Below are 25423 nucleotides of genomic sequence, written 5' to 3' on the forward strand. Positions count from 1 at the left end.
GATATGCCCGCGATACGTCCAACTCCCTTGACTGAGCACATGACTTACTCACTGCCGGACATGACCTCCGGGGAATCGGCGTGATCCCGCTCAGGCTCGCCGAGATCGCCGAGATCGTCGGCGGAACGACCGTGGGCGACAGCTCTGTGACCGTGACCGCGCCGGCCGTGCTCGACAGTCGGCAGGCCGATCCGGGTGGCCTTTTCGTCGCCTTCGCCGGCGCGCGGGCCGATGGCCACGACTACGCGGAACAGGCCGGGCGGGCCGGTGCGGTGGCCGTGCTCGGCTCCCGGCCCACGCCACTGCCCACCGTCGTCGTCAAGGACGTACGGAGCGCGCTGCACATGCTCGCCGCGCAGGTCGTGGCCCGGCTGCGCGAGGGACTGACCGTCGTCGCGGTGACCGGCTCGCAGGGCAAGACCGGCACCAAGGATCTGCTGGCGGCCGTGCTTTCGGAGGCCGGACCGACCGTCGCCACAGTCGGTTCGCTCAACAACGAGCTCGGTGTGCCGCTCACCATGCTGCGCGCCCAGGCGGCCACGCGGTTCCTCGTCCTGGAGATGGGTGCCCGTCATGTCGGAGACATCGCCGCGCTCACCGGACTGGTCGCGCCCGACATCCCCGTCGTCCTCAACGTCGGTGTGGCCCACCTCGGCGAGTTCGGGTCGCGCGCCGCCATCGCCAGGACCAAGAGCGAACTGGTGCAGGGGCTCGCGCCCGGCGGCACCGCCGTCCTCAACGCGGACGATCCCCGGGTGACCGCGATGCGCGCGCTCACGGACGGGCCGGTAGTGACCTTCGGCCGGGCGGCCCATGCCGACGTACGGGTACTCGACCTGAGTCTCGACCGGCTCGGCCGACCGTCCTGCACACTGCGGACCCCCACCGGCTCGGCTCACGTCACCCTGCCGCTCATCGGCGCCCACCAGGCACTCAACGCGGCAGCTGCCGTGGCGGCAGCGCTCGCCGCCGGTGTACCGCTCGCCCTCGCCACGGCGGCACTGACCACCGCCACGCTGTCCCCCTGGCGCCTGGAGCCCCGCGACCTCGCCTGCGGAGCGACGCTGCTCAACGACTCCTACAACGCCAACCCCGACTCGACCCGCGCCGCCCTGGACGCGCTGGCGGCCATCGAGGGCGAACGCCGCATCGCCGTACTCGGCGCCATGCTCGAACTCGGCGACGACAGCGAGGCCGAGCACCGTGGCGTCGGGACGTACGCCGCCGCCCGGGCGGACGTGGTGGCCGCCGTCGGCGAGGGCGCCCGCCCGATCGCCGACGGCGCGGGAGAGCGGGCGTTGGTCCTCGCCGACAACGACGCGGCCGTCCACTGGCTGCGCGATCACCTCGCCACCGGCGACGTCGTCCTGGTCAAGGCATCACGCGGGGCGCGCCTCGACGAAGTCGCCGCCGCGCTGCGCTAGTTCAGCGCCCGCGCCGCCTCATGTAGAGATCGAAGGCCCGGTAGACCATCGGCCGCAGCGGCAGGTCCCACTCGCCGACGTAGCGTACCGCCCGCCCGCCGGTACCGACCTTGAACCGGACCAGGCCGACGTGCGGGTCGTCGGCGTCGAGGGTCGGGGTGATGCCGCGCAGGTCGTAGACATCGCAGCCGGCCGCGAGGGCATCGCGGATCATTGACCACTGACAGGCGTGGGAGCCGCGCACCTCGCGTTTGTCGGTGGCGGAGGCGCCGTAGGCGTACACCGCATGGGTTCCGACGCGGACCAGGACGGTGGCGGCGACCAAGTCGCCCTGATGATGGGCCAGATAGAGCGTGATGCGTTCGGGGGCCTCGGCGCTCAGCGCCGCGAACATGGTCTCGAAGTAGTGCAACGGCCGGGGCGTGAAGCGGTCGCGCTGCGCGGTGTGGACGTACAGGTCGTGGAACGCCTTGAGGTCTTCCGGGCCCCCGGCGTCGGCCGTGACCTCGACGCCTTCCTTGGCCGCCCTCTTGATGTTCCGGCGCCACTGCTGGCTCATGCCCCTGAGCAGGTCGTCCTCGGTCCTGCCCGCCAGCGGGATCTCGTACTTGAACTGCGGATGCCCGACCCCGAACCCGTCCTGCGGGTTCTGCGGCATCCAGCCCGCCGCCCTGAGCTCGCTGCTCACGCGGGCCCCGACCGGATCGCCGCACTGGCCGGGCAGGTCGGTCAGCCGCCGGACTTCCGGGGCGGAGATGCCCTCCTTGACCTGGGCGGCGCTCCACATGTCGGTGACCACCGGTGGGCCGAGCCGGATCGCGAACGCGCCGTGCTGCTTGAGGTAGGCCGCCAACGGATCGAGCCACGCGCCGATCTCGCCGCTCCAGTCGATGACCGGGCCCTCGGGCAGATACGCCAGCGTGAAGCGGTCGAGCCGCGGCACCGGGCGGTGCAGGACGAGCCCGGCGCCGACCAGGCGTCCACCGTGGAACCAGCCGAGGGATTCACTGCGCCACTCGGTCTTGACGCGACCCCAGGCCGGCGTCTGCAGAAAGCTGACCGACCGCTGGTCCCGCACGAACGCCAAGTGCTCGACGGCGCTGATCGCCCTGACGACCGGAGTCCCGGCTGCTGCTCGTACTGTTTCGCTGGAGGACATGCCGGGAGTCAAGGCGGCGGGGTGTTGCCCGGGCGTATGCGGTTCTCGATACGCGGACGACATGTGGCGCCTCGTAACGTCAGTGCCGTGGGCGCGTCCTTCGCTTCCGTGTTGGAGGGTGGTGCCAGGCCCACCCCCGCCGGGGTGCTGGGCGGCTGGTTCGCCCAGCGGGCCGCTCATAGCGTCGGAGCATGACGGATGCCACGAACGACCAACGAACCGGTACTACCAGGCGGACGGCACTGCGCGGTCTGGGACTCGCGGTGGGAGGTATGGCGCTGGCCGGCGGGCTCGGAACCTCACGAGCGGCGGCGGCGCCACGTCGAGGGCCCACCACCTACGTGCTGGTGCACGGTACTCACAGCGCGGGCGCTTTCTGGATGCCGATCGCTCGAGAGCTGACCCTGCGCGGTCACCGCGCCGTGATGGTGGATCAGCCGCGACACGGGGCGGAGGCCTTCGTCCCGGAGTCGTACCAGCGGCAGGACCTCGACGCGATGGCGGTCGAGCCCTCGCCGCTGAAGGGACTCGGGCTGGAGGACTACGAAGCGCGCGTCACGGGTGTCGTGCGGCGCGCGGCGCACAACGGCCCGGTGGTGCTGGTCGGGCACAGCCTGGGTGGCGTATCGGTCAGCCGGGTCGGCGACGCCGTCCCGCACCTGCTTCACCACATCTGTTACATGGCGGCCTTCTGCCCCAGCCGTACGCTGCCCACCGCGGACGCCTGCACGGCGGCACCCGAGAACGCCAACGCCGTCAGCCCGGTCGAGCTGACAGTCGGTGACCCGGACCAACTCGGGGTGCTGCGGCTGAACTTCCGGACTGGCGACAGCCGTGCCCTGGCCCTCCTGAAGGAGATGATCTGCGCGGACTACCCTGACGCCGACTCCCGCCGGATTCTGGCCGGCATGCAGACCGACGAGCCCATCACCGCGTACGCGGGCCGAGCGGTCGGCCGAGCTGACAGCTGGGGGCGCATTCCCCGCACCTACCTGCGCTTCGGTCAAGACCGGACGATCGCCACCGCGCTTCAGGACAGGATGGTCGCGGAGGCCGACGCGCTCACACCGGGCAACCGCTTCCGTGTGTGTGACTTTCCCGAGGCGTCACACGTGGGCCCGCTGGATCCCGCCTCCGTCGCGGACGCGCTGGACGCACTCGCGGCATGACACCCGTGGTGCGGGCAGCCCCACGGCAGCCCTGGCGATGGTGTCCAAGCTGGTCGAGTCCGCTCAGGAACGGTGGCGCGGCCGATGACCGGGGCCCAACTGGTGGCCCTGGTCCGCGCAGGCGCCAGGTTCGAGGACGGCGTCCTGGTCGAGCGCAACGAACTCACCGCCGGCTGACCGCATCTCATCCGCGACAAGCGCGGGACCATGAGGCAGGCTGCCGGGATGAAATCTCGAACTCATGGCATGTGGTGGGGAACGGCGATCGAGGCGCCCGACCCCAGCGGCTTGGCGAGGTTCTACGCTGAACTCCTCGACTGGACCATCGGACACGAGGAACCCGGAACCACCATCGTCGCCGCCTCCCCGCAAGGGCCGTTCTTCGTATTCCAGCAGGCCGAAGGCTACCGGGCTCCGGTGTGGCCACCGATCGACGGCGAACAGCGTCCGATGATGCACTTCGACTTCCAGGTCGGCGACCTGGACTCAGCGGTCGCGGAGGCCGTCGCCCTGGGCGCCACGATCGCCGAGGACCAGCCGCGGGAGAACGTCCGAGTGCTTCTCGACCCCGCCGGCCACCCCTTCTGCCTCTGTCTCGACGAGGGATGACCGGCTCACCGACACTGGGCTCCCCTCACCGCGCCGGAGGCGCTGATGCCCGCTGCTGAACTGCGGGACCAGATCGACCGGGCCCGCCGCCTGATCGTCGATCACTTGAGCCACCCCGACGCGCTGCGCCGCCAGGAACAGCGGCTTGTTGCCTGGGGCGAGCCGGCCGGCGGTTTCCTGGAGACTGTCGGCTTCGTCCTCGGCCTTGCCCTGTTCCAGGCGCAGCGCGGGTCAGCCCAAGCGGCCTGTCCGCAAACAGGCCAGGCGATGTGGCAGAGCGTCACCCGCCTCCTTGATCCGCAAGCAGCCGGGCCGGACCTCTTCGCAGACCTGCCCACCGACCTCGATTCGGACGTCCGCCGCCAGATCCAGGCTCTGCGCCTTGCCTCCACCGGCATCTCCCCGGCCTCAACCATCCGCTGGGTACGCCTCCTCAGCACGGCATACGCCATCGCCGAGCACCAGGCCTGAGCAGGCCGCGGAGCCGCAGGGTGGGGGACCTCCGCGGTCGGACCCGGTGCGGTCACAGCAGTCGGTCGACCAGCCCGTCGATGTAGTCCGGCGTGAGCGGGACCATGCCGAACAGGACGCGGATGTACATCGGGGCCAGGATGTGGTCCAGCACGTCGAACGCGTCGGGTGCGTCCTCGCCGCGTTCGCGGGCACGATCGAGCATGGCCTGCAGTTGCCGGGTGCGTTCGGCGCGCAGGTCGGCGCCGGCCTGCATGCCCTGCTGACCGCTGCTCGACAGGGCGACGGCGAGGTGCAGCACCGCCGGACCGTCGGGTCCGGTGATCTCGCGGGCCACTTGGGCCGCGTACGTGCGCAGGTCGCCGTCGAGGCTCCCGGTGTCGGGCATCGGCGACTGCGCGTTGAGGCGGGTGAGCGCGACCTCGGCGAGCAGGGTTTCCAGGCTGCCCCACCGGCGGTAGATGCTGCTGTCGGCCACTCCTGCGCGGGCCGCGACCTCGCCGACGGTGAAGTTGCCGTAGCCGCGCTCTCCGACCAGGTCGGTGACGGCCTGGTGCACCTGCGCGCCGACGCGGGCGCTGCGTCCGCCGGGCCGCCGGGCTCGCTGTCCCTCGTTCATACTCCTCACCTTAACGCAGTTATCGCTTGCGTTTATGGCGCGCACCTCCCTACAGTGCTCTAACGCAGCCAGCACTTGCGTTAGGGAGTTGAGCTGTATCGCCGTCCGTACCGCCCTGGCCGGCGCGGACAACCAACGAGGGGGATCCATGGCCGTATCGCACGCGACGGCAGGCAGTCGGTCGAACCAGACCCTGCTGCTCGCGCTGACCTGTCTGGGCCAGTTCATGATCCTGCTCGACAACACGATCGTCGGGGCGGCGCTGCCCGACATGCAGCACCGGCTGCACACCGAGCTGACCGGTCTTCAGTGGATCGTCGACGCGTACGTACTGCTGGTCGCCATGCTGCTGATGTCCGGCGGTGTCTTCGCCGACCGGTTCGGCCGCAAGCGGGTGTACCTGACCGGCGTGGTGGTGTTCACGGCCGCGTCCCTGGTCTGCGCTCTCGCGCCCACGCTCGGCTGGCTGGTCGCCGGCCGGGTGGTGCAGGGCATCGGGGCCGCCGCGCTGAGCCCTGCCTCGCTGGCCCTGCTCACCGCCGCCTATCCCGTGCCGCAGGAACGGATGAAGGCGATCGGACTGTGGGCCGGATTCAGCGGGATCGGTCTGGCCGCGGGACCCGTGGCCGGCGGCGTGCTGACGGAAGCCTTCGGCTGGCCCGCGATCTTCCTGGTCAATCTGCCCATCGGTGTGGTCCTGCTGCTGGCCGGCCTGCGCCACCTCGGCGAGTCCCGTAATCCCAACGCCCCCGCGATCGACATCCCGGGCACGGTGCTGTCGGTGCTGGCGGTGGGATCGCTGACCTACGGGCTGATCGAGGGCGGCACCCGCGGCTGGACCTCACCGGTCATCCTGGGCAGCTTCGCCGCCGCGGTGATCCTCCTCGCGGCCTTCATCGCCGTAGAAGCCCGTCGTCGCGCGCCCATGCTGCCGCTGCGGCTGTTCGGGCAGCGCCTGTTCACCGTGTCCAACACCGCCATGGTCGTGGTGGGGTTCGCGCTCATGGGTTCGTCGTTCTTCTTCTCCCAGTTCTTCGTGTACGTCCAGGGCAGCTCGATCCTGCGCGCCGGCCTCCAGACCCTGCCGATGTCCCTCGCCATGGTGATCGTCAGCCCGTACGCGGGCCGACTCGCCGCCCGGTACGGCTTCCGCGTCGTGGTCACCGTCGGTCTGGCCCTGGCCGGAGGGGGGTTGGTGGCGCTGGGCATGGTGCACGCCGACACCGGTTACGGGAACGTGTGGTGGCGGCTGGCAGTCGTCGGCGTCGGCTTCGCCCTGACCCTGTCCCCCCTCACAGGCGCCGCCATCCAGGCGGTCAACCCGCAGGAAGGCGGCCTCGCCTCAGGGGTCAGCAGTACCACCCGGCAGATCGGCGCGGTGCTCGGCGTGGCGCTGCTCGGAGTCGTCGTCCGCACCCGACAGTCCGGCGGCGCCTCCTTCGAGACCGGCCTCAACAGCGCTTTCGTCGCGGCGGGCGCCGTCACACTGGCCACGGCCGTGTTCACGGGTCTGTGGCTGGCGAGGTCCCACCCCGCGAAGGGCCCTGCGGCGACGTACCGTTCCACCGATCCCGATACGGTCACCTCCTCGAACGAGGCATCTGTGAACAGCCGTTGACACCGGCGCCGCCGGCATCGCACGCATCTCCACCGAGCACGGAAACGGGAATCCCCTTTGAATCATGTGACCCAGGTGTCCATCGAAGAGCACACAGTGGCCGACAGCGCCGCAGGGCCTTACGCCCTCACCACGGGGCCGGACGGCGCCCTGTGGTTCACCCTCGTCCACAGTGGCCAGATCGGCCGGCTCGTCCCCGGCGAGGAGCCGACGCCTCACCGGCTCGACTCCGACAGCGGGCCGACCGTCATCGTCCCCGGCCCGGACGGAGCGCTGTGGTTCACCGAGTACCGGGCGGACCGGATCGGGCGGATCACCACGGACGGCGTGATCGACGAATTCGGCCTGCCCACACCCGGCTGCGGGCCGTTCGGCATCGCGGCAGGACCCGACGGAGCCCTGTGGTTCACCGAGACCGCCGCCGACCGCATCGGCCGCATCACCGTCGACGGCGGTGTCACCGAGTTCCCGCTGCCCGTCACCGGCGCGTTCCCTTCGGCGATCACCGCCGGCGGCGACGGCGGGATGTGGTTCACCCTCAACCAGGCCAACGCCCTCGGGCGGATCGGCATGGACGGCACGGTCACCCTGCATCCCCTGCCGACGGAGGCCGCGGCACCGGTCGGGATCACCGCGGGCCGTGACGGAGCACTGTGGTTCGTCGAGATCGCCGCCGGGCAGATCGGACGGATCACTCCCGACGGGAAGATCACCGAGTTCCCGCTGCCCGACCGCACCGCCCGACCGCACGCCGTCACCATCGACGGCGACGGCGCCGTCTGGTTCACCGAATGGGGCGCCAACCGCGTCGGCACGCTCACCTCCGACGGCTCCGTCACCGTCCACGACCTGCCCACCCCCCGCTCCGAACCGCACGGCATCACCGTCGGCCCCGACGGCGCCCTGTGGACCGCGCTGGAGATCGGCTCACTCGCCCGCATCGCCCCAGACGACGGCATCGCCTGAACAGGCCACCCCCTCCCCCATCCATCAACAGCAACGGTCGTCCGTAGGACGGCCGGAGAGGAGTTCCCATGAAATACGCGCTCGTGATCTTCGAGACGGACGAGTCGCGCCGCCGGATCCAGGAGGACCGGGCCGCGTACCGCAAGGAGTACGAGGGCTGGATCGGCGGACTCGCCGCGGCCGGAAAGCTGGTCGGTGGCGATGCCCTGGAGACCGAGCTCACGCCTCCCGCGACAGTGCGCACTGCGGCCGACGGGACGTCGACGGTGACCGACGGCCCCGCTCAGGCCGGCGAGGAGACCCTCGGCGGCTGGTTCATCGTCGACGTGGCCGACCGCGAGGAAGCCCTCGAACTGGCCAAGAGCCTTCCCACCCCGGAGACCGTCGAGATCCGCCCGCTCCTCGAATCCGCCTGAGCGACACCGGGGATTATCCCGACGGCACGACAGCGCCCGGCGGCCACAGGGCCGCCGCTGTCGTGCCGTCCGGCTTCGTCAGATCATGCCCTCCGGGACGGGCAGGCCGTCGCCGCATGGGAGGTCGTCGGGCGCACGTCAAGCAGCGTCCCGCGCCAGAACGTGCTCCGGCAGCGATCACGGGGAGCCGGCCGTCATGGTCGGTCATCCGGCGCTGGAGTAGCTCAGATCCTGTGCCGTGAGGGAGTCGGGAACCAGCCGCAACCACGCGGTTCCTCTCTCACTGGGGTTGTCGTGCAGGTAGTGGACGAAGCGTTCGTCCCAGCGGGACTCGTCCGTGCCCAGGTAGCGAACGAGCTTGCGTCGGCCTCGCGGTACGTCGAAGGGGACGAGCTCGGCATCGCCACGAGCAATCACCTGTTGGACAAGGCCCGTTGCGATGTCGCAGACGTCAACCACGAGGGCGACCCTGGGGTGTGACCTGACGTGGTCGAAGAGCCTGGCCCACGGTCCCGTCAAGACCCAGAAGGCTCCGTCCTCCCACAGGAACCACACGGGGCGCACAGCCGGCCCGTGGGTCGCGATACGCGCGGTGAGCGGCTGGCTGAGGAAGGAATCCACATCGAACGCAGGAGGAGTCACCCGTCTATCTTCTTCTCTCTGGGGTCGTGGAGATCACGAGAGCAGGATCATCATCCGCAGAAGGTCGATCCATGCGGATGCCCGGCAGCGGAGACGTCCCTTCGCCTGTTGCGATGAGAATTCCCGGCGCCAATGCCGGACACGTCCCCACCGGCAACGGTCGGTGGTCCGCCGGCGGGCGCGTTGCGCCGACCGGCCCAAGCGTCGGTAGTTGATCGCTTCGCAACGCTCGGGCGAGCCGGGGGCTCAGCGTGGTTCGTTCAGCGGTCAGGTCTCGGCCGGTCGTGCAGGAGCGCGGCCTACGACTGTCATCGGGCCGCCCTGCGGTAGCGCGTGAGGAGGGCGGCCCCGGACTGCTCAGCGGACAGGCACTCCCAATTGGTGTGGGGGCTTTCGGTGGGGAAGAGCCGTCGGCCTGTGCCGAGGACGGTGGGGAAGGTCAGTAGCCGGTACTCGTCGATCATGTCCGTGGCCATCAGCCGATCCACGATGCTCAGGCTTCCGGTGACGATCACCTCCCGGCGCTCGCGTTTGACGGCGTCGGCCAGGTCGCCGTCAAGGAGCTGGGAGTTCGACCACGCCGACAGGTCGGCGTCGGTCAGGGTGCGGGAGGCGACCAGCTTGGGCACGGCGTTCATCCGCGCGGCGAACGGGTCGTCGCGGCCCGGCCACAGCCGCGCGAACAGCTGCCACGTGGCGCGCCCGAGCAGCAGCACCCCCTCGTCCAGCGTGCGGCCGAGGCGGAACTTGTCCCCGGCGACCGCCTGGGGGCCGTGCCGGAACGCCCAGCCGCCCAGCGGTGTGCCGGCGGATCCGTCCGGGTCGGAGACGATCCCGTCCAGGGTGGTGAACTCGATGACGATGACACTCACGGTGAGACTCCTTCGGTTCGGTGCTCACCGGTACGTACCGGCCGCACCGCCCCGACTCATCGCTCGCGGCGAAACTCGTCCGCGTCGATCTCGCCCGGCAGGTCGAAGGCGTCGAAGACGCGCGGATCGGCGAACACGACGTTGTGCGCGATGCGGCCGCCGGTGACGGTGAAGACCTGAAGGGTGTGCAGACGGAGCCCGCCGCCCTGCTGCGGCGCGTACGCGGCGAGCGCCGGCTGCCCTCCGGCGGTCAGCTCCCGCATGCCCCAGCCGGTGCCCCGCATCGCGAACACCCGCTCCATGAACCGTCCGTAGTGGTGACTGCCCCTGAACCACAGCGGCACGGGCGGCATCTCCAGCACCGCGTCATCGGCCAGCAGCCGGACCAGCGCGGGCACATCCGCCGCCTCGAACGCCTCGATGTAGCGGCGGATGACCGCCCGTGTCTCGGGATCGTCCGGTTCGACGACGGCACCCGCGTCGCCCACGCCGGCGAGAGCGGCACGGGCCCGCTGCAACGCGCTGTTGACCGCGGCCACCGTGCTCCCCAGCTGCTCGGCGACCTCCGCGGCGCTGAACGCCAGCACCTCGCGCAGCACCAGCACCGCCCGCTGTCGCGCCGGCAGGAGCTGCACCGCCGCCACCCACGCAAGCCGCAGATCGGCACGCGTCTCCACATCCAAACGCGCGTCGGGAAACGGCTGAAGCCAGGGAACATCCGGGGCAGGGACCAGCGGCGCCCCGGGGTCGTCGCTCGGCACACCAAGCCCGGACGGCAGCGGACGCCGCCCGCGCCCTTCCAACGCGGTCAGGCACACGTTGGTCGCGATCCGGTACAGCCAGGTCCGCACCGACGCGCGTGCGGGGTCGTAGCGGTCACGAGCCTTCCACGCGCGCAGCAACGTCTCCTGCACCAGGTCTTCGGCGTCGTGCACCGAACCCGTCATCCGGTAGCAGAACGCCACCAGCTCACTCCGGTACGGCTCGAAATCCACAGGCTCATCATGCATACCGCACACCCGTCGTCGAACCGTCTGGCCGCAAGCACGGTATCGAGGCTGACGTCGGACTTCTCGCCCGTGACGGGCGAGAAGTCCGACGTCAGGGGTTCATCAGGTGCGGGTCCAGCGTTGGTTGCTGCCGTTCGAGCAGGTGTACAGCTGGATCTGGGTGCCGTTGGCGGTTCCGGCCCCGACGGCGTCGAGGCAGAGGCCGGACTGGACGCCGACGATGGATCCGTCGGAGTTGAGGCGCCATTTCTGGTTGTCGCCGCCCCAGCAGCTGTAGATCTGGACTTTGGCGCCGTTGCCGGTGCCGGCGGCGTCCAGGCACTTGTTGCCGTAGACCCTGAGCTCACCGGCCGCGGTGGAGGTCCACTGCTGGTTGGTTCCGCTGTTGCAGTCCCACAGCTGGAGCTGGGTGCCGTCGGTGGTGCTGGTGTTGGGCACGTCCAGGCAGCGGCCGGAGCCGACGCCCTTGATCTGTCCGCCGTCCGAAGGGGGCGTGGTGGTGCCGCCGTTGAGTGCGTTGAGGACGGCGGTGTAGGCGGGCTTCTTGCTGCCGTCGCCGTTGAACAGAAGCGGTGTGTCCTGCGATCGCCAGGAGTCGGTGTCGCGCACACCCCAGACGGTGATGCCGAGGCAGCGCGGGACGGCCAGGCAGTCGTTGGTCACGTTGGCGTAGGTCGTGGCCGAGGCGCCCTGGATGTCGAGTTCGGTGATGGCCACGTCGACGCCGAGGGCGGCGAAGTTCTGAAGGGTGGTGCGGAAGTTGCTGTTGTAGGGGCTGCCGCTGTTGAAGTGCGACTGGAAGCCGACGCAGTCGATCGGTACGCCGCGCTGTTTGAAGTCCCGGACCATGGCGTACATGGCCTGGGTCTTGGCCCAGGTCCAGTTCTCGACGTTGTAGTCGTTGTAGCAGAGCTTGGCGGCCGGGTCGGCGGCGCGCGCGGTACGGAAGGCGACCTCGATCCAGTCGTTGCCGGTGCGTTGCAGGTTGGAGTCGCGCCGGGCGCCCGAACTGCCGTCCGCGAAGGCCTCGTTCACGACGTCCCACTGGGCGATCTTGCCCTTGTAGTGGCTCATCACACCGTTGATGTGGTCGATCATCGCCTGGCGCAGTGTGCTGCCGCTGAGGCTCTGCATCCAGCCGGGCTGCTGGGAGTGCCAGGCCAGGGTGTGTCCGCGGACCTTCTTGCCGTTCTGCACCGCCCAGTTGTAGACGCGGTCACCGGCGGTGAAGCTGAACTGGCCACGCTGCGGTTCGGTGGCGTCGATCTTCATCTCGTTCTCGGCCGTCACCATGTTGAACTCACGGCCCGCGACGGTCGTGTACGTCGAGTCGCCCAGCCTGCCCGAGGCAATGGCGGTGCCGAAGTAGCGGCCGCTCTGCGCCGCCGCGGCGCCGAGTGTGCTTTCGGCCGCGTGTGCGGCCGGCGGCGCCAGCAGTGCGGCGACGGCGCCGAGGACGGCGATGAGCAGCGCGAGCGGCGCCGTGCGGATTCTCCGGCGGTCACCGGGTCCGGGTAGAGCGTTCAAAGCCATGGCTGTGCCTCCAAAATCGACATCACGGGATGGCTGACGCGCAGAGGGAAGTTCGACCCCGCGGTTTTGAGAGCGGGACGATTTCGACCGGCTTGTACGGCACTTGCCGGCCGGCGGGTGAGGTTCGGCGCGCGGCAGCGCTGGTTCGGCACAGACACGGGCACAGGCATGGGCACGGAGATACTCCAACGCGGCTCAGCCGGGAGGTGTCACACGGCGTCGCCTACCTCTCCGCGTTCACGAAGAGCCAGCTGCGCCGGCGAAACCTCACCGGAACGAACGGGGTGGCGCGGCACTGTTCGACATTTCGAACTCTGGTCGACCCTTGGTGAGGGATGATTGAGGCATTGACGGTGGATCGTCAATACATTGCACAGGGAAAGTTTCCACAGTCTGATCGAAACATTCGAATCGGGATCGAGCCGGGAAATAGATCTCGCGCGCCCCCATTGCTGGATGCGGCGAGACCCAAGCCGCCGTCAAGGCCGACGCCCGAAGCCCCCACTCCATCGCCACACCCCTGGTCAACGCCCTCGTATCGGAGCGTCGGGCCGCGCTCTGCCCGCGCGGTCCCGACCCACGCGGCACCTCGCCCCACTCCGGACGGGCGGATCCGATTGAAGACAGAACAGTGACAGGCCTTGACCGAAGCACCTCGCATTTCTATCTTGTGGCGTCGAAAGATCCGAGAACTCCTCGAATGTTTCGAAGAGTCATTCTTCCCCGGCACAGCCGCTCCGCGGTTCGCCGACGCCACCTCGCCCCGCCCCCTAAGGAGGCCCCCAGATGTGGTTGCGCCACCCGTTCACGGCCCCACTCAGACGCTTACTCGCCGTCCTTTCGCCACTGCTCCTTGTGGCGACCTTCCTCGGCGCTCAGCCCGCCAGCGCGGCGACCGTTGACCCCAACGCCTCGTACGTGCTGATCAACCGCAACAGCGGCAAGGCCCTGGACGTCTACAACATGGCGACCAACGACGGCGCCCGCATCACCCAGTGGACGAGAAACGACCAGAGCCAGCAGCAGTGGCAGTTCGTCAGTGCGGGCGACGGCTACTACCGCATCAAGTCCCGCCTCTCGGGCAAGGTGCTGGACCTGTACAACTGGTCCACCGCCAACGGCGGTTCGATCGTCCAGTGGACCGACCTGAACGCCACGAACCAGCAGTGGCGGCTGGCCGACAGTTCGGACGGCTACGTGCGGCTCATCTCGCGCCACACCAACAAGGCCCTCGAGGTGCAGGGCGCGTCCACCGCCGACAACGCCAACATCGTCCAGTACGACGACTGGGGCGGCACCAACCAGCAGTGGCAGCTCGTGAAGGTCGGCGCCGACACCCCCGGCGCGTGCGATCTTCCGTCGGCCTACCGCTGGTCGTCAACGGGCGCCCTGGCCCAGCCCAAGTCGGGATGGGTGTCGCTCAAGGACTTCACCGTCGTCCCCTACAACGGCAAGCAACTCGTCTACGCCACGACGCACGACACGGGGACCAGTTGGGGTTCGATGAACTTCAGCCCGTTCACCAACTGGTCGGACATGGCCTCGGCCAGTCAGAACACGATGTCGTCCTCCACCGTCGCACCCACGCTCTTCTACTTCGCGCCGAAGAACATCTGGGTGCTCACCTACCAGTGGGGCGCGACCGCCTTCTCGTACCGGACATCGAGCGACCCGACCAACCCGAACGGCTGGTCGTCCCCGCAGGTGCTCTTCTCCGGAAGTATCTCCGGCTCCGGAACGGGTCCGATCGACCAGACACTCATCGGTGACGGCACGAACATGTATCTGTTCTTCGCCGGCGACAACGGCAAGATCTACCGGGCGAGTATGCCGATCGGGAACTTCCCGGGCAGCTTCGGGTCGACCTCCACCGTGGTCATGAGTGACACGACGAACAACCTGTTCGAAGCCCCGCAGGTGTACAAGCTCCAGGGCCAGAACCGTTACCTCATGATCGTCGAGGCGATCGGCTCGCAGGGCCGCTACTTCCGCTCGTTCACGGCCACCAGTCTGAACGGCACGTGGACGCCCCAGGCCGCGACCGAGAGCAACCCCTTCGCCGGAAAGGCCAACAGCGGCGCCACCTGGACCAACGACATCAGCCATGGCGAACTGATCCGCACCACCGCCGACCAGACCATGACCGTCGACCCCTGCAACCTGCAACTGCTCTATCAGGGGCGCAGCCCCAGCTCGGGCGGCGACTACGGCCTCCTTCCCTACCGTCCAGGGCTGCTGACACTGCAACGCTGACGGCATGACACAGGTCCGGCTCCCGTCAGGGAGCCGGACCTGTGTCATCGCGTCACTTCCGGCCGACGCAGGTCCGAGGCGGCAAACCGCTGTGCCTCCGTGCCTCGTACGTGGGCCATCGCCTCGGCCGCCGGGGTGGCGGGGCGGGCCGCGGCATGGGCGAGGAGGATGCGGCGGGTGGAGGCCGGACGTCGGAGGCGAACGGGAGGAGAGGTACGTCGCTGCGTCGGGTGGTGAGAGCCAGGCGGGGGCGAGCGCGATACCGAGACCGGCGGCGACCATGGCGCACGGAGGGATGGGTACGCAGGGGCGAGACGGCGGGGACCACCAGCACGGTGGGGTCGTCCAGCAGGTGAGTGAGGGCGAGCACCGGATCGTCGAGGCGGCTCCATTCGTAGTCCCAGAAACGGCTACGACGGATACCGCGTGGCAGCCGCTCGATGAGGGACCGAAGGACTGGTTCCGGTCACCGGCGAGAAGACGCGCCTGGTGATGCGCAACACCGATAGCCGCGCGGTTCTCTGAGGGTCGTCGACACCCCTGGAGGCGCCGGCACCGGGGACGTCACCGCGCGGCCGTGTTCATGCTGCCGGATGGCAGGTCGCGGTTGGGGCCCTGAGCGCGATGCGCCACGGCCAGGTCGCCCATGCGCAGGAGGAGGCCAGACTGCGCGCCACCCTCGGTGTGCTGCGCGAGGTCGACGAAGAAACTCCCGCCGCTCCCCCACCCGGGCTGTCCAGGATCGACGAGCTGGTCGCCTCAACAGCCCGAGCGGGCCGACCAGGACGACCTGTACGTGGCCGCCGACGGGCGCGTCGCCCCCCTCCTCGCCTGCCGCCGACTACGGCCCGACGTGGTGCTGATGTACATCCACACGTCCGCCATGGACGACCTCGAAGGCGCCGACGAGCGGCAGGCGGCGGTGCAGGTGGTCACGCGCTGACTACGTGCGACCTGATCGCCGCCGGGTGCACCGACGACGTGATCGCCGCGCGACTCGTGGTCTCACCTCTGACGGTGAAGACCCGTGTCAGCCGCATCATGGCCAAGCTTGGCGCGCCCGGGACAGGTCCCAAGTCGTCGTCCTCGCCTATGAGTACCGCAGGGTCACCCCCGGTTGGCTCACGGACTGACTCCCCCGTCCTGGATCAGTATCCGTAGATCATCTTGTAGGCCGCCTCGGGGAGGAACTGTCCCGCCCTGGAGCCGGTTCCGATGCCGCAGTTGCCGTCGGACTCCCCCGGCGTCTTGATCCACAGGAGCATCTCGGCGCCTCCTCCCGTCCGGGTGGGCGTGCCGATGCGGCGGCCGGAGGGGTTGCACCACTGGCCGTTGGAGCCGTTTCCGTTGCGGCTGGTGTCCACGACGAAGGGCTTGGTGTAGCCGTAGCGGGCGCTGAGTTCACGGTTGACGGCGTCGCCGAAGGCGGTGTTCTCGGCGGTCGTGAAGTAGTTGGAGACGTTGAGCGAGAAGCCGTGGGCCTGGCGGAGGCCGGCTTCGTGGAGGCGGCGGGCCATGGTCGCCGCGTTCGCCCAGCCCGGGTTGCCGGCGTCCAGGTAGACCCAGGTGTTGGGGGCCTGACGGCTGAACTCGGTGAGAGCACCGGTGAGCATGGCCTCGCGTTCGTCGATCTGGGCCTGGGTCATGCAGCCGTAGTCCCCGAGGGAGTCCGGTTCCAGGACGACGACGGCCGGCCGGCCCGATATTCCGCCGGCGAACTGGGCGATCCAGTTGGCGTAGGCGGACGGTGACGCGGCTCCGCCGGCGGAGTGGCCGCCGCAGTAGTCGCGGTTGTAGACGTTGTAGGCGACGAGGACGGGCAGCTTGTCGGCCTGGTCCGCGGCCCCGACGTACGCCCCGGTGGCGGTGCCGATGGTGCCGCTCCAGGAGCCGAACCAGCGGGCCATCGGGGTGTTGGCGATGGCGGCGTTGATCGCGGGGGCCCGGCCGTCGCCGGGGTTGGCGGCCACCCACTGCTTCGCCGTGGAAGCGGGGTCCACATAGAACCCGCTCGTCATGGTGGTGGGGTCGGCCGCATGCGCGGACGGTGCGGCGGCGAACGCCAGCGGCAGGGCGCAGAGTGCTGCCGCCAGGGTGCGGAGTCTGCGGCTCATCACGGGACCTCGGTTTCCTGGTAGGGAATGTCGGGGGCGGTGGGAACGCTTCGACGGGTTCGTGCTGCTCCTCGCACCGCGGAGTGTGGGGTTGGGTGTGCGATGCGCGATCCATTGCTCGTTCAGGGTGTGGACAGCTCGAAACGTGTGACGCGGACGGTGCCGCCGAGTGCCTGGGTGGCGTGGTTGAAGAGGGCGAATCGGTAGCCCATGAAGAACCGCCAGTCGTTGCCCATCGAGAAGGATGGGCCGAGGCGGGTGAAGGTGGTGCCGTCGGTGCTGTAGGAGAAGGTGCCGGGGCGGGCCGCACCGGGGCGGATGTCCGCGCTCGCGCGCAGCCAGACGCGGTTGCCCGGGGCGGGTGCGCTCGCGGCCTCGGTGCCGGTGCCGGTGGTGTTCCAGTTGGCGTCCATGGTCAGCCCGTTGACCATCACCACACGTGTCGTACCGCCGTCGCGTTTGAGGCCGATCCAGGCGGAGGAGTCACGCAGCAGCGCGAGTCCGGCCCGGTCGCCGTCCCGCATCGCGGAGTGGTCCAGGAGGACCGTGGCGGTGGAGGTGGGGCCCTGGATGCGGTGGGTGAGGGTGTTGCGCGCCCAGTAGAGGTCGTTGGTGACGGTCGCGGTGCGCAGGGTCAGGCCGTTGCCGACCGCCCACTTGGTGGTGTCCGGGTTGTGGTTCCACTCCCACCTCGGTTTGAGGGTCGTGCCGTCGAAGGTGTCCACGCCGGTCATGGGAGTGACCTCGCGGGGCGGTGCGGGCAGGGCCGGACTCGGATACGAGGTGCCCCATGCGCCGCCGACGAGTTGCACGACGGGCCAGCCGTCCGGGGTCCAGGTGACCGGTGCCAGTGCCGGCACCCGTCCGCCGGGGTAGGCGTCGACGAAGGCCAGGTAGTACCAGGCACCGCGCTGTGTCTGCACCAGTCCGCCCTGGTGCGGGACGCCGCCACCGGGGATCGGCCCGGGCAGGTCGAGAAGGACCTGCCGCATCGTGTACGGACCGAAGGGGCCGCCCGAGGACTTGAGGATGTACTGGCCGTTGGCGGGTCGGGTCAGGAAGATGTAGTACTGCCCGTTGATCTTGTAGAAGCGGGAGCCTTCGAGGGTGCCGACGCTCGACGGTGTCGTGAACACCTGCTGGGTGCGGACCTGGGTGCGGCCGTCGGGCGAGAGCTGGGCCACGCTGATGGTCGTGTTGCCGTAGGCCACGTAGAGGGTGTCGTCGGTGTCGACGAGCAGTCCCGCGTCGTAGTAGGGCGTGCTGATCGTCGTCAGCCTGGTCCATGGCCCCTCGGCGGCGGTGGCGGTGTAGAGGTACGTCCGGGCGAAGTCGATCTGGCCGAGCCAGTAGAAGGTCCTGTTGCTCGGCCGGTAGGCCAGTGACGAGGCCCAGATGCCGCGGACGTAGCCGCGCGCACCGTTCAGGTCGTACTTGGCGCCGAAGTCGAGGGTGGGTACCGAGTGACCGGCGATCTCCCAGTTCACCAGATCGTACGAGCGCAGGACGGGCGCGCCCGGTGAGTAGTGCATCGTCGAGGCGGAGGCGTAGTAGGTGTCACCGACGCGGATGACGTCGATGTCGGCGAAGTCCTGCCAGATCACCGGGTTGGTGAAAGTCGCCGCCCGGGCGGAGGCCCGGGCCGCGGGGAGGAGGGCGCCCGCGGCGAGGCCGGTGGCGGCCGCCAGCGCGTGCCGCCGGGAAAGTTCTTGATGAGTCCATGACATATTCATGTGGGGCGTCCTCCTCGTGGTTCGTTTCCAGAGGGAGCGGCTCGCGTCATTCGGAATCTCGAACATGGATCGGCACACCGAGCAACCTGGATGATAGAAGCCCATGAAGGAACGTCAAGACTTCTCGCACGATCGCATGACACGTCGAAACATTCGGGCCGGTTGAGGCAGTGTTCTCGCAGGTCAACGGCCACCCGTGTCAGAAGTGTTGACATGTGCGCGCACCTCTCTAACATCCCTGTCACCGCGAGTTTCCGAACGAGGCTCGAAATTTCGAACCTCCTCAGAAGGAGCCCCTGGTGCCCAGACGTTCACGCGGACGACTGCTCCGCCTCCTCGCAGCCGCCGCCCTCACCATCACCGCGTCCGTGACAGCCTCCGCCCACTCCCCCGCCTCGGCCGCGCCGGGCAGTCCGGCCCTCACCCCGCCGCTGGGGTGGAACAGCTGGAACAGCTTCGGGTGCGGGATCACCGAGACCCAGGTCCGCCAGGCCGCCGACGCGATGGTGTCCTCGGGCATGCGGGACGCCGGCTACCGCTACGTGGTGGTCGACGACTGCTGGTTCGACCCGCAGCGCGACGCGACCGGCAACCTGCGGGCCAACCCCACCAAGTTCCCCAGCGGGATGAAGGCGCTCGGGGACTACATCCACGGCAAAGGCCTGAAGTTCGGCATCTACCAGGTGCCGGGCGAACGCACCTGTGCCCAGACCAGCGGCGCCTATCCCGGGTCGACGGGCAGCAAGGGCCACGAGACCCAGGACGCCGCCACGTTCGCCTCGTGGGGCGTCGACTACCTCAAGTACGACTGGTGCTCCTCCAGCGGCACCCGTGACGAGCAGGTCGCGCGGTTCACGCTCATGCGCGACGCCCTGCGCGCCACCGGACGGCCGATCGTCTACTCCATCAACCCCAACAGCTTCCACGCCATCACCGGCGCCACGTACAACTGGGGTGAGGTCGCCGACCTGTGGCGGACGACCGAGGATCTGCTCGACATCTGGCAGAACGGCAACACCAACAGCTACCCGATGGGCGTCGGCAACGTCCTGGACGTGACCGCGCCACTGGCCGCGCAGTCGGGTCCGGGCCACTGGAACGACCCCGACATGCTGGTCGTCGGGCGGCCCGGCCTGTCGCTGACCGAGTCCCGCTCCCACTTCGCCCTGTGGGCGCTGATGGGTTCCCCGCTCATGGCCGGCAACGACATCCGCACCATGTCCGCCGACGTCAGCGCGATCCTGCGCAACCCGCGCCTGCTGGCGGTGGACCAGGATCCGCTGGGCGCGGGCGGACGCCGGGTGCGTGACGACGGCGCCACCGAGGTCTTCGCCAAGCCCCTCGCGGACGGTTCGGTCGCCGTGGGCCTGTTCAACCGTGGCGACAGCACCGCGACGGTCACCACGACACCCGCCCAAGTCGGCCTGTCCGGTGGCCCGTTCACCCTCACCGACCTGTGGACCGGCGCCACGTCCAGCGCCTCCGGGCAGATCTCGGCGAGCGTCCCCGCGCACGGTGTCGCCGCGTTCCGGGTGACCGGCGGCAGCCCGCTGGCCGCCACCACGTCCCGGCTGCGGGGCAACGCGTCCGGGCGCTGCGTGGACGTGGACAACGCCTCCACCGCCGCCGGGGCCACGGTCCTGCTCTGGGACTGCCACACGGCCGCAAACCAGCTGTGGACCACCTGGGCGGGCGGCGAGATCCGTGTCTACGGCGACAAGTGCCTGGACGCCTACAACCAGGGCACCGTCAACGGAACCCGGGTCATCACCTGGCCCTGCAACGGCCAGAACAACCAGAAGTGGACGCTCGGCTCCGACGGCTCCCTCCGCAACGCCCACTCCGGCCTGTGCCTCGACGCCAGCGGGGCCGGCACCGCCAACGGGACCGCGCTGGTCCTGTGGACCTGCAACGGCCAGGCCAACCAGAAGTGGTCCGGCGCGTGAGCAACCACGCTTCAAGAAGGGGAGTTTCATGACGAGGACAAGAACCCTCTTATGGCCCGCCGTGGTCGCGGCGCTGGTCGTCCTGAGCATGGCAGGCACGGCGCTGGGCCAGAGCCAGAGCCAGGGCCAGAGCAGCAACGCCTCGCGCGCGGTCTCCGCGACGGCGGGCGCATCCGTCGGTGCCGCCGCCCCGAGTTCCGGCTGCGGCAAGACCCCCACCCTCACCAGCGGCACGCACACGATCCTCAGCGGCGGCAAGAACCGCAACTTCATCCTGCGCATCCCCGACGGCTACGACCGCAACCGCCCCTACCGGCTGGTGTTCGGATTCCACTGGCTGGGCGGCACCTCCACCGACGTCGCCACCGGCCGCACCGTGGAAACAGGCACCTGGGCCTACTACGGACTCCAGCGACTGGCGAACAACAGCACCGTCTTCGTCGCACCCCAAGGCCTCAACAACGGCTGGGCCAACACCGGCGGCGAGGACGTCACCTTCGTCGACGACATGCTCAGGCGCCTCGAAGCGGACCTGTGCGTCGACACCACCCAGCGCTTCGCCCTCGGGTTCAGCTACGGCGCCGCCATGTCGTACGCCCTTGCGTGTTCGCGTGCGACGGTCTTCCGCGCGGTCGCGGTCCAGAGCGGCGGGCTGCTCAGCGGATGCAGCGGCGGCACCCAGCCCATCGCCTACCTCGGGGTGCACGGCCTCAGGGACAACGTCCTCGGCATCTCCGGCGGGCGGGCGCTGCGGGACAGGTTCGTCACCAACAACGGCTGCACCCCCCAGAACCCGCCCGAGCCCGCGCAGGGCAGCCTGACCCACCGGATCACCACCTACTCCGGCTGCTCGGCCGGACATCCGGTCGCCTGGGCCGCGTTCGACGAAGGACACATCGCCGCGCCCCAGGACGGCGCGCCAGGAGACAGCGGCTCCAGGACCTGGCTGCCGGCGGAGGTGTGGAAGTTCTTCACCCAGTTCCAGACCTCCGAGCCACCACCCGGCACCGCGACCTGCCGGGTCACCGGCACCGTCAGCGCCTGGAACACCGGGCTCACGACGAGCATCACCCTCACCAACACCGGCACCACGGCCATCGACGGCTGGTCCCTCGGGTTCACCCTGCCGAACGGCCAGACCATCACGTCCGGCTGGAACGCGGAGTACTCCCCCGTCTCCGGCCGGGTGACCGCCAAGAACGCCGCTCACAACGCCACCATCGCCCCCGGTGCCTCCGTCGACATCGGTTTCCAGGCCACCCACACCGGCGACACGGCCCCGCCCGGCTCCTACACCCTCAACGGCACTGCCTGCACGGCGTCCTGACCCCTTCTGTGACACCGCCTCGCCCCGGCCAGAACGCCGGGGCGAGTGCGGTGGCGGCTGCGGGCCGAGCGCGACGAGCCCCGGCCGGGCACGTCACACAGGCCAGGCCGCAGGCGGTCAGGCACCGGGCGCGGGCCAGGAGTTGAGGGGAAGCGGGCCGCGGTCGATGACGGTGCGGACGCAGAAGGTGCTGCGGGCGTCGCGCACCGGACCGATGGCCAGGATCTGGTCGGTGAGCACCTTTTCGAAGGTGCGCAGGTCCGGCACGGCGAGTTCGACGAGGAAGTCGGCGTCGCCGGAGACCACGTGGCAGGCGACCACGTGGTCGATCGCCTTCAGCGCCTCCTCGACGACCTGGGAGGTGGTGCGGGAGTGCTCGACCTTGAGGGAAGTCCCGCAGCACCCCGACCTGTCCACCGTGATCTTCCGCGTCCGCCCCGCCGACGACAGCGAGGGCGCCGCCCGGGAGGCCGATGAGGCCGGCCGACGCCTGCTGGAACGGATCAACAGCCACCGGCGCACGTGCTCTCCAGCACCGTCGTCGACGCCCGCTGCACCCTCCGCGTCTGCGTCGTCTCCCACCGCACCCACCACGACCGCATCGCCGAAGCGCTGGACATCATCGCCACCGAAGCTAGAACAGGTGGGCCGCGCTGCCCCGCGTGAGGTCGTCGAGGATCGTGCGCAGCCACGGGCTGCGCACGGCCGGCAGCCGGACCAGGGTGCGCCGGAACGTTCCCCCGTCCGCCCGGAACTGGTGATTCGGGAGCAGCGGGAGCGGATCGTCGCGGAGGACGTCTCGGGGGATGCGGCCCGACGCGGGGTACGGCAAGCAGGGCTGGGGAGCGACCAGCCACAGCCATACGTCCAGGGGCAGAGGTACCGGGTATGCCGGCGCGGTCGGGACAGGAGGGGTCCAGGTCAGGCCCGTCTGGGGGTGGACCGGTACGAGGAGGATGTCTGCGGCCGGGTCCGGAGCGGGCTGTCCCGGTCCCGCCAGGACGGCGCGCCGCTTCGGGAGGCCTGCGGGCAGCAGGGCATCGAGCGCGCGTTGGAAGACGTCCGCGGTCAGACCGTCCGGGACCTTCACCGGCTGCCCTTGGGAGGCGACCAGCAGATGAGCGAGCGCCTGGCCGGCTGCCGCCTCCCACCGCGGACTCCACGACCAGTAATGATTCGTCCCCGACCGTCCTCCCCACGTGGCGACCGGCTCGAACGGGGAGGTTGGCTCCTCCCGCTCCACCAGCTCCGCCCAAGGGGCGGGCGCAGCGCGGACGCCGTCGACAGGGACGCGGTGCACGGTGTCCGGGCCAAGGCGCACCACCTGCCACAGTGAGCAGTCGTCGACCCTGGTCGCCACGGGGAGGTCGCATCCGGCGCAGGCCATGTTGGGCCCGTCGGCTCCGTCGAGGCCACAGCAGGCACCGCCGCGCTTCTCAGGAATCAGCCGGGTCCCACGGATGTCTCCGGGCGCGATGACACTCGCCCCGGGCGTGCCGTCGGAGAGGGCGTGGACCGGCGCGTAGATGCCTCGTGCCTCCGCCTCGCCGGGATCGATCTCGTCCCACATCCGCCACGGCCCTCCCCAGGGCTCCGGGTCCACGGCAAACGTCCCTGACCGCATGAGCACGGGAAGCTGGGCCCCGTTCCCGTACTTCTGACGGGCGTGCACCGGCAGCGCGACCTGGGACAGCGGGGCGGTCAGCTCGGCGCCGCATCCCGCGCATACGAAAACGAACAAATGTCCTCCGCCTGGGAAACAGACGCATACTCCCAGCTCGTCGGCGGCCGACCAACATGTTTTCTCCTCCAGGACCGTCGGCCCCCTTCGTCCCGGCGGGGAATGAACACCGACCTTGATTGTTGAAAGCGGTATGAAGAAGATCGGGTTCCTCTCCTTCGGACACTGGACACCATCGCCGCACTCGCAGACGCGCTCCGCCGGGGACGCCCTGCTCCAGGCGATCGACCTCTCCGTCGCCGCGGAGGAGCTGGGCGCCGACGGCGCGTACTTCCGCGTCCATCACTTCGCCCGGCAGTACGCCTCGCCGTTCCCGCTGCTCGCCGCCATCGGCGCACGCACCAGCCGGATCGAGATCGGCACCGGCGTGATCGACATGCGCTACGAGAACCCGCTGTACATGGCCGAGGACGCGGGCGCCGCGGACCTGATCTCCGGCGGCCGGCTGCAACTCGGCATCAGCCGGGGATCCCCGGAGCAGGTCATCGACGGCTGGCGCCACTTCGGGCACCTGCCGCCTGACGGGGCCACCGACGCCGACATGGCACGCGCCCACACCGAGCGGCTCCTCGACGTGCTGACAGGAGAGGGATTCGCCGAGCCCAACCCCAACCCGATGTTCTCCAACCCGCCGGGGCTGCTGCGCGTCGAGCCGCACTCCGAAGGCCTCAGGGACCGTATCTGGTGGGGATCCAGCTCCAACGCCACCGCGGTCTGGGCGGCCACGCTCGGGATGAACCTACAGAGCTCGACCCTCAAGGACGACGAGAGCGGCGAACCCCTGCACGTCCAGCAGCGCAAGCAGATCGAGGCCTACCACAAGGCCTGGCGGGAAGCGGGCCACACCCGTGTGCCGAGGGTGTCCGTCAGCCGCAGCATCTTCGCGCTCGTCGACGACCGCGACCGCGCCTACTTCGGCCGTGAAGGCAACTCCAAGGACCAGATCGGCTACATCGACGCCAACACCCGCGCCATCTTCGGCCGCTCCTACGCCGCCGAGCCCGACGTACTGGTCAAGCAGCTCGCCCAGGACGAAGCGGTCGCCGCCGCCGACACACTCCTCCTCACCGTGCCGAACCAGCTCGGAGTCGCTTACAACACCCACGTGATCGAGAACATCCTGACCCACGTCGCCCCGGCCCTGGGCTGGCGCTGAGCAGAGCGGGAGATGGAACACGGGAGGGTGTGAGTCCGGCGCGTCCGCACACCTGATCCGTGGATACCGCTCACGCGGGCGACGTCCTACGGCACATTGAGCATCATGACGGCTGTCTCTGAGTACATGTACTCAGGAAGCGGCAGCCATCCGGCGACGAGAGTGGAGGCACACCGAACGAGGGAGAGACACCATGATCACGCCGCGCAGCAAGGGCCGCGCCGCTTCCGGCTCGCGGCCCCAAAAAGTGCGCGTCGCCGCCGTGTTGGCGAGCGCGGCCGCGGTGCTGACGCTCACCGGATGCGCGGGCTGGGAATACCAGGAGAACATCTGCGGCGGTGGCGAGTACCCCGTCCTGGCCGTGGGTTCGACCGGCTCCGCCTGCGTCCCGGACGACGAAGAGCCCTCAGCGGGATACGCGCGATATCCCGCGGGGAAGGTGCCGCAGGAGGTCGGCGACAAGTGGGACGTCTACTGGGAGACCCACACGCTCGACGAGGACGGCAACATCGTCGACCTACCGCACGCACGCTGATCGCAGCCACCTCGGCGGCAGATGCGTGAGAGCAACTCCCGCCGCTGCGAGGCCAGTTGTCTCTGCCTCCCTCGGCGGTGCGGAGCATGCCGCGTGCCCAAGGCGGGCGG

General features: G+C 69.6%; 23 protein-coding genes and 1 pseudogene. 14 read left to right on the top strand and 10 right to left on the bottom strand.

Features of this window, described 5'->3' with window-relative positions; genetic code table 11:
• Nucleotides 1–80: 80 nt before the first annotated feature.
• On the top strand, nucleotides 81–1424 hold the full coding sequence (locus OG866_RS01825) for a UDP-N-acetylmuramoyl-tripeptide--D-alanyl-D-alanine ligase (protein ID WP_329331484.1): 1344 nt from the start codon (nucleotides 81–83) through the stop codon (nucleotides 1422–1424).
• 1 nt (nucleotide 1425) lies between these two features.
• Here the strand turns inward: OG866_RS01825 and OG866_RS01830 are convergent, their stop codons facing one another.
• Nucleotides 1426–2583 carry a lipid II:glycine glycyltransferase FemX gene (locus tag OG866_RS01830; protein ID WP_329331485.1) on the bottom strand — a complete coding sequence of 386 codons (1158 nt, stop codon included), beginning with the start codon at nucleotides 2581–2583 and terminating at the stop codon, nucleotides 1426–1428.
• 272 nt (nucleotides 2584–2855) lie between these two features.
• On the opposite strand from OG866_RS01830, the gene OG866_RS01835 reads away from it, so the two are divergent.
• The 4 genes and pseudogenes from OG866_RS01835 (at nucleotide 2856) to OG866_RS01850 (ending at nucleotide 4832) form a co-directional block, all read left to right on the top strand.
• Nucleotides 2856–3752: an alpha/beta hydrolase gene (locus OG866_RS01835; RefSeq protein ID WP_329343876.1), complete on the top strand. Its 897-nt coding sequence runs from the start codon at nucleotides 2856–2858 to the stop codon at nucleotides 3750–3752.
• 1 nt (nucleotide 3753) lies between these two features.
• Nucleotides 3754–3929 (top strand): annotated as a pseudogene (locus tag OG866_RS01840) (IS256 family transposase); the annotation flags it as partial.
• Between the two features lie 48 nt (nucleotides 3930–3977).
• Complete coding sequence (locus OG866_RS01845) at nucleotides 3978–4361, top strand: VOC family protein (RefSeq protein WP_329331486.1); 384 nt, start codon at nucleotides 3978–3980, stop codon at nucleotides 4359–4361.
• A gap of 45 nt (nucleotides 4362–4406) precedes the next feature.
• Complete coding sequence (locus OG866_RS01850; RefSeq protein ID WP_329331487.1) at nucleotides 4407–4832, top strand: hypothetical protein; 426 nt, start codon at nucleotides 4407–4409, stop codon at nucleotides 4830–4832.
• A 52-nt stretch (nucleotides 4833–4884) separates the two neighbouring features.
• On the opposite strand, the gene OG866_RS01855 is transcribed toward OG866_RS01850, so the two are convergent.
• Complete coding sequence (locus tag OG866_RS01855; protein WP_329331488.1) at nucleotides 4885–5451, bottom strand: TetR/AcrR family transcriptional regulator; 567 nt, start codon at nucleotides 5449–5451, stop codon at nucleotides 4885–4887.
• Nucleotides 5452–5599: 148 nt separating this feature from the next.
• Between OG866_RS01855 and OG866_RS01860 the strand changes: the two genes are divergently transcribed.
• From OG866_RS01860 to OG866_RS01870, 3 genes are all read left to right on the top strand, one after another.
• Nucleotides 5600–7069, top strand: a complete 1470-nt coding sequence (locus tag OG866_RS01860) for an MFS transporter (protein ID WP_329331489.1) — start codon at nucleotides 5600–5602, stop codon at nucleotides 7067–7069.
• Between the two features lie 81 nt (nucleotides 7070–7150).
• Nucleotides 7151–8035 (top strand): virginiamycin B lyase family protein, encoded by an 885-nt coding sequence (locus tag OG866_RS01865; protein WP_443063634.1) that lies wholly within the window; start codon nucleotides 7151–7153, stop codon nucleotides 8033–8035.
• 68 nt (nucleotides 8036–8103) lie between these two features.
• Complete coding sequence (locus OG866_RS01870; protein WP_329331491.1) at nucleotides 8104–8451, top strand: YciI family protein; 348 nt, start codon at nucleotides 8104–8106, stop codon at nucleotides 8449–8451.
• Nucleotides 8452–8655: 204 nt separating this feature from the next.
• Here OG866_RS01870 and OG866_RS01875 read toward each other — a convergent pair whose 3' ends face one another.
• The 4 genes from OG866_RS01875 to OG866_RS01890 form a co-directional block, all read right to left on the bottom strand.
• Nucleotides 8656–9072 (bottom strand): pyridoxamine 5'-phosphate oxidase family protein, encoded by a 417-nt coding sequence (locus tag OG866_RS01875; protein WP_329343877.1) that lies wholly within the window; start codon nucleotides 9070–9072, stop codon nucleotides 8656–8658.
• A gap of 329 nt (nucleotides 9073–9401) precedes the next feature.
• Nucleotides 9402–9965: a dihydrofolate reductase family protein gene (locus tag OG866_RS01880; RefSeq protein ID WP_329331493.1), complete on the bottom strand. Its 564-nt coding sequence runs from the start codon at nucleotides 9963–9965 to the stop codon at nucleotides 9402–9404.
• A 56-nt stretch (nucleotides 9966–10021) separates the two neighbouring features.
• Nucleotides 10022–10975, bottom strand: coding sequence for a sigma-70 family RNA polymerase sigma factor (locus tag OG866_RS01885; RefSeq protein ID WP_329331494.1), 954 nt, complete (start codon nucleotides 10973–10975; stop codon nucleotides 10022–10024).
• A 102-nt stretch (nucleotides 10976–11077) separates the two neighbouring features.
• The gene (locus OG866_RS01890) at nucleotides 11078–12508 is read right to left on the bottom strand and encodes an endo-1,4-beta-xylanase (RefSeq protein ID WP_329331495.1); all 1431 of its coding nucleotides are present in this window, start codon (nucleotides 12506–12508) and stop codon (nucleotides 11078–11080) included.
• A 786-nt stretch (nucleotides 12509–13294) separates the two neighbouring features.
• Here OG866_RS01890 and OG866_RS01895 point away from each other — a divergent pair.
• Complete coding sequence (locus OG866_RS01895; protein ID WP_329331496.1) at nucleotides 13295–14761, top strand: non-reducing end alpha-L-arabinofuranosidase family hydrolase; 1467 nt, start codon at nucleotides 13295–13297, stop codon at nucleotides 14759–14761.
• 796 nt (nucleotides 14762–15557) lie between these two features.
• Nucleotides 15558–15704, top strand: a complete 147-nt coding sequence (locus OG866_RS01900) for a hypothetical protein (RefSeq protein WP_329344595.1) — start codon at nucleotides 15558–15560, stop codon at nucleotides 15702–15704.
• A gap of 205 nt (nucleotides 15705–15909) precedes the next feature.
• On the opposite strand, the gene OG866_RS01910 is transcribed toward OG866_RS01900, so the two are convergent.
• Together OG866_RS01910 and OG866_RS01915 are read right to left on the bottom strand one after the other, a co-directional pair.
• Nucleotides 15910–16875, bottom strand: coding sequence for a glycoside hydrolase family 6 protein (locus OG866_RS01910; protein ID WP_329331497.1), 966 nt, complete (start codon nucleotides 16873–16875; stop codon nucleotides 15910–15912).
• A gap of 122 nt (nucleotides 16876–16997) precedes the next feature.
• Nucleotides 16998–18608 carry a glycoside hydrolase family 43 protein gene (locus OG866_RS01915; RefSeq protein WP_329331498.1) on the bottom strand — a complete coding sequence of 537 codons (1611 nt, stop codon included), beginning with the start codon at nucleotides 18606–18608 and terminating at the stop codon, nucleotides 16998–17000.
• A 299-nt stretch (nucleotides 18609–18907) separates the two neighbouring features.
• Between OG866_RS01915 and OG866_RS01920 the strand changes: the two genes are divergently transcribed.
• Nucleotides 18908–20554, top strand: a complete 1647-nt coding sequence (locus tag OG866_RS01920) for a glycoside hydrolase family 27 protein (RefSeq protein ID WP_329331499.1) — start codon at nucleotides 18908–18910, stop codon at nucleotides 20552–20554.
• A gap of 88 nt (nucleotides 20555–20642) precedes the next feature.
• Nucleotides 20643–21881, top strand: a complete 1239-nt coding sequence (locus OG866_RS01925) for a cellulose binding domain-containing protein (protein WP_329331500.1) — start codon at nucleotides 20643–20645, stop codon at nucleotides 21879–21881.
• A 117-nt stretch (nucleotides 21882–21998) separates the two neighbouring features.
• Here OG866_RS01925 and OG866_RS01930 read toward each other — a convergent pair whose 3' ends face one another.
• Both OG866_RS01930 and OG866_RS01935 read right to left on the bottom strand, forming a co-directional pair.
• A complete protein-coding gene (locus OG866_RS01930; protein ID WP_329331501.1) occupies nucleotides 21999–22463 on the bottom strand; it encodes an Lrp/AsnC ligand binding domain-containing protein in 465 nt (154 codons plus the stop codon).
• Nucleotides 22464–22515: 52 nt separating this feature from the next.
• Nucleotides 22516–23622 carry a hypothetical protein gene (locus OG866_RS01935; RefSeq protein WP_329331502.1) on the bottom strand — a complete coding sequence of 369 codons (1107 nt, stop codon included), beginning with the start codon at nucleotides 23620–23622 and terminating at the stop codon, nucleotides 22516–22518.
• 133 nt (nucleotides 23623–23755) lie between these two features.
• Between OG866_RS01935 and OG866_RS01940 the strand changes: the two genes are divergently transcribed.
• Nucleotides 23756–24778, top strand: coding sequence for an LLM class flavin-dependent oxidoreductase (locus tag OG866_RS01940; RefSeq protein ID WP_329331503.1), 1023 nt, complete (start codon nucleotides 23756–23758; stop codon nucleotides 24776–24778).
• Between the two features lie 193 nt (nucleotides 24779–24971).
• On the top strand, nucleotides 24972–25313 hold the full coding sequence (locus tag OG866_RS01945) for an SCO0607 family lipoprotein (protein WP_329331504.1): 342 nt from the start codon (nucleotides 24972–24974) through the stop codon (nucleotides 25311–25313).
• The last annotated feature ends 110 nt before the right edge of the window (nucleotides 25314–25423 follow it).

This window comes from Streptomyces sp. NBC_00663, from assembly GCF_036226885.1.
GTDB lineage: Bacteria > Actinomycetota > Actinomycetes > Streptomycetales > Streptomycetaceae > Streptomyces.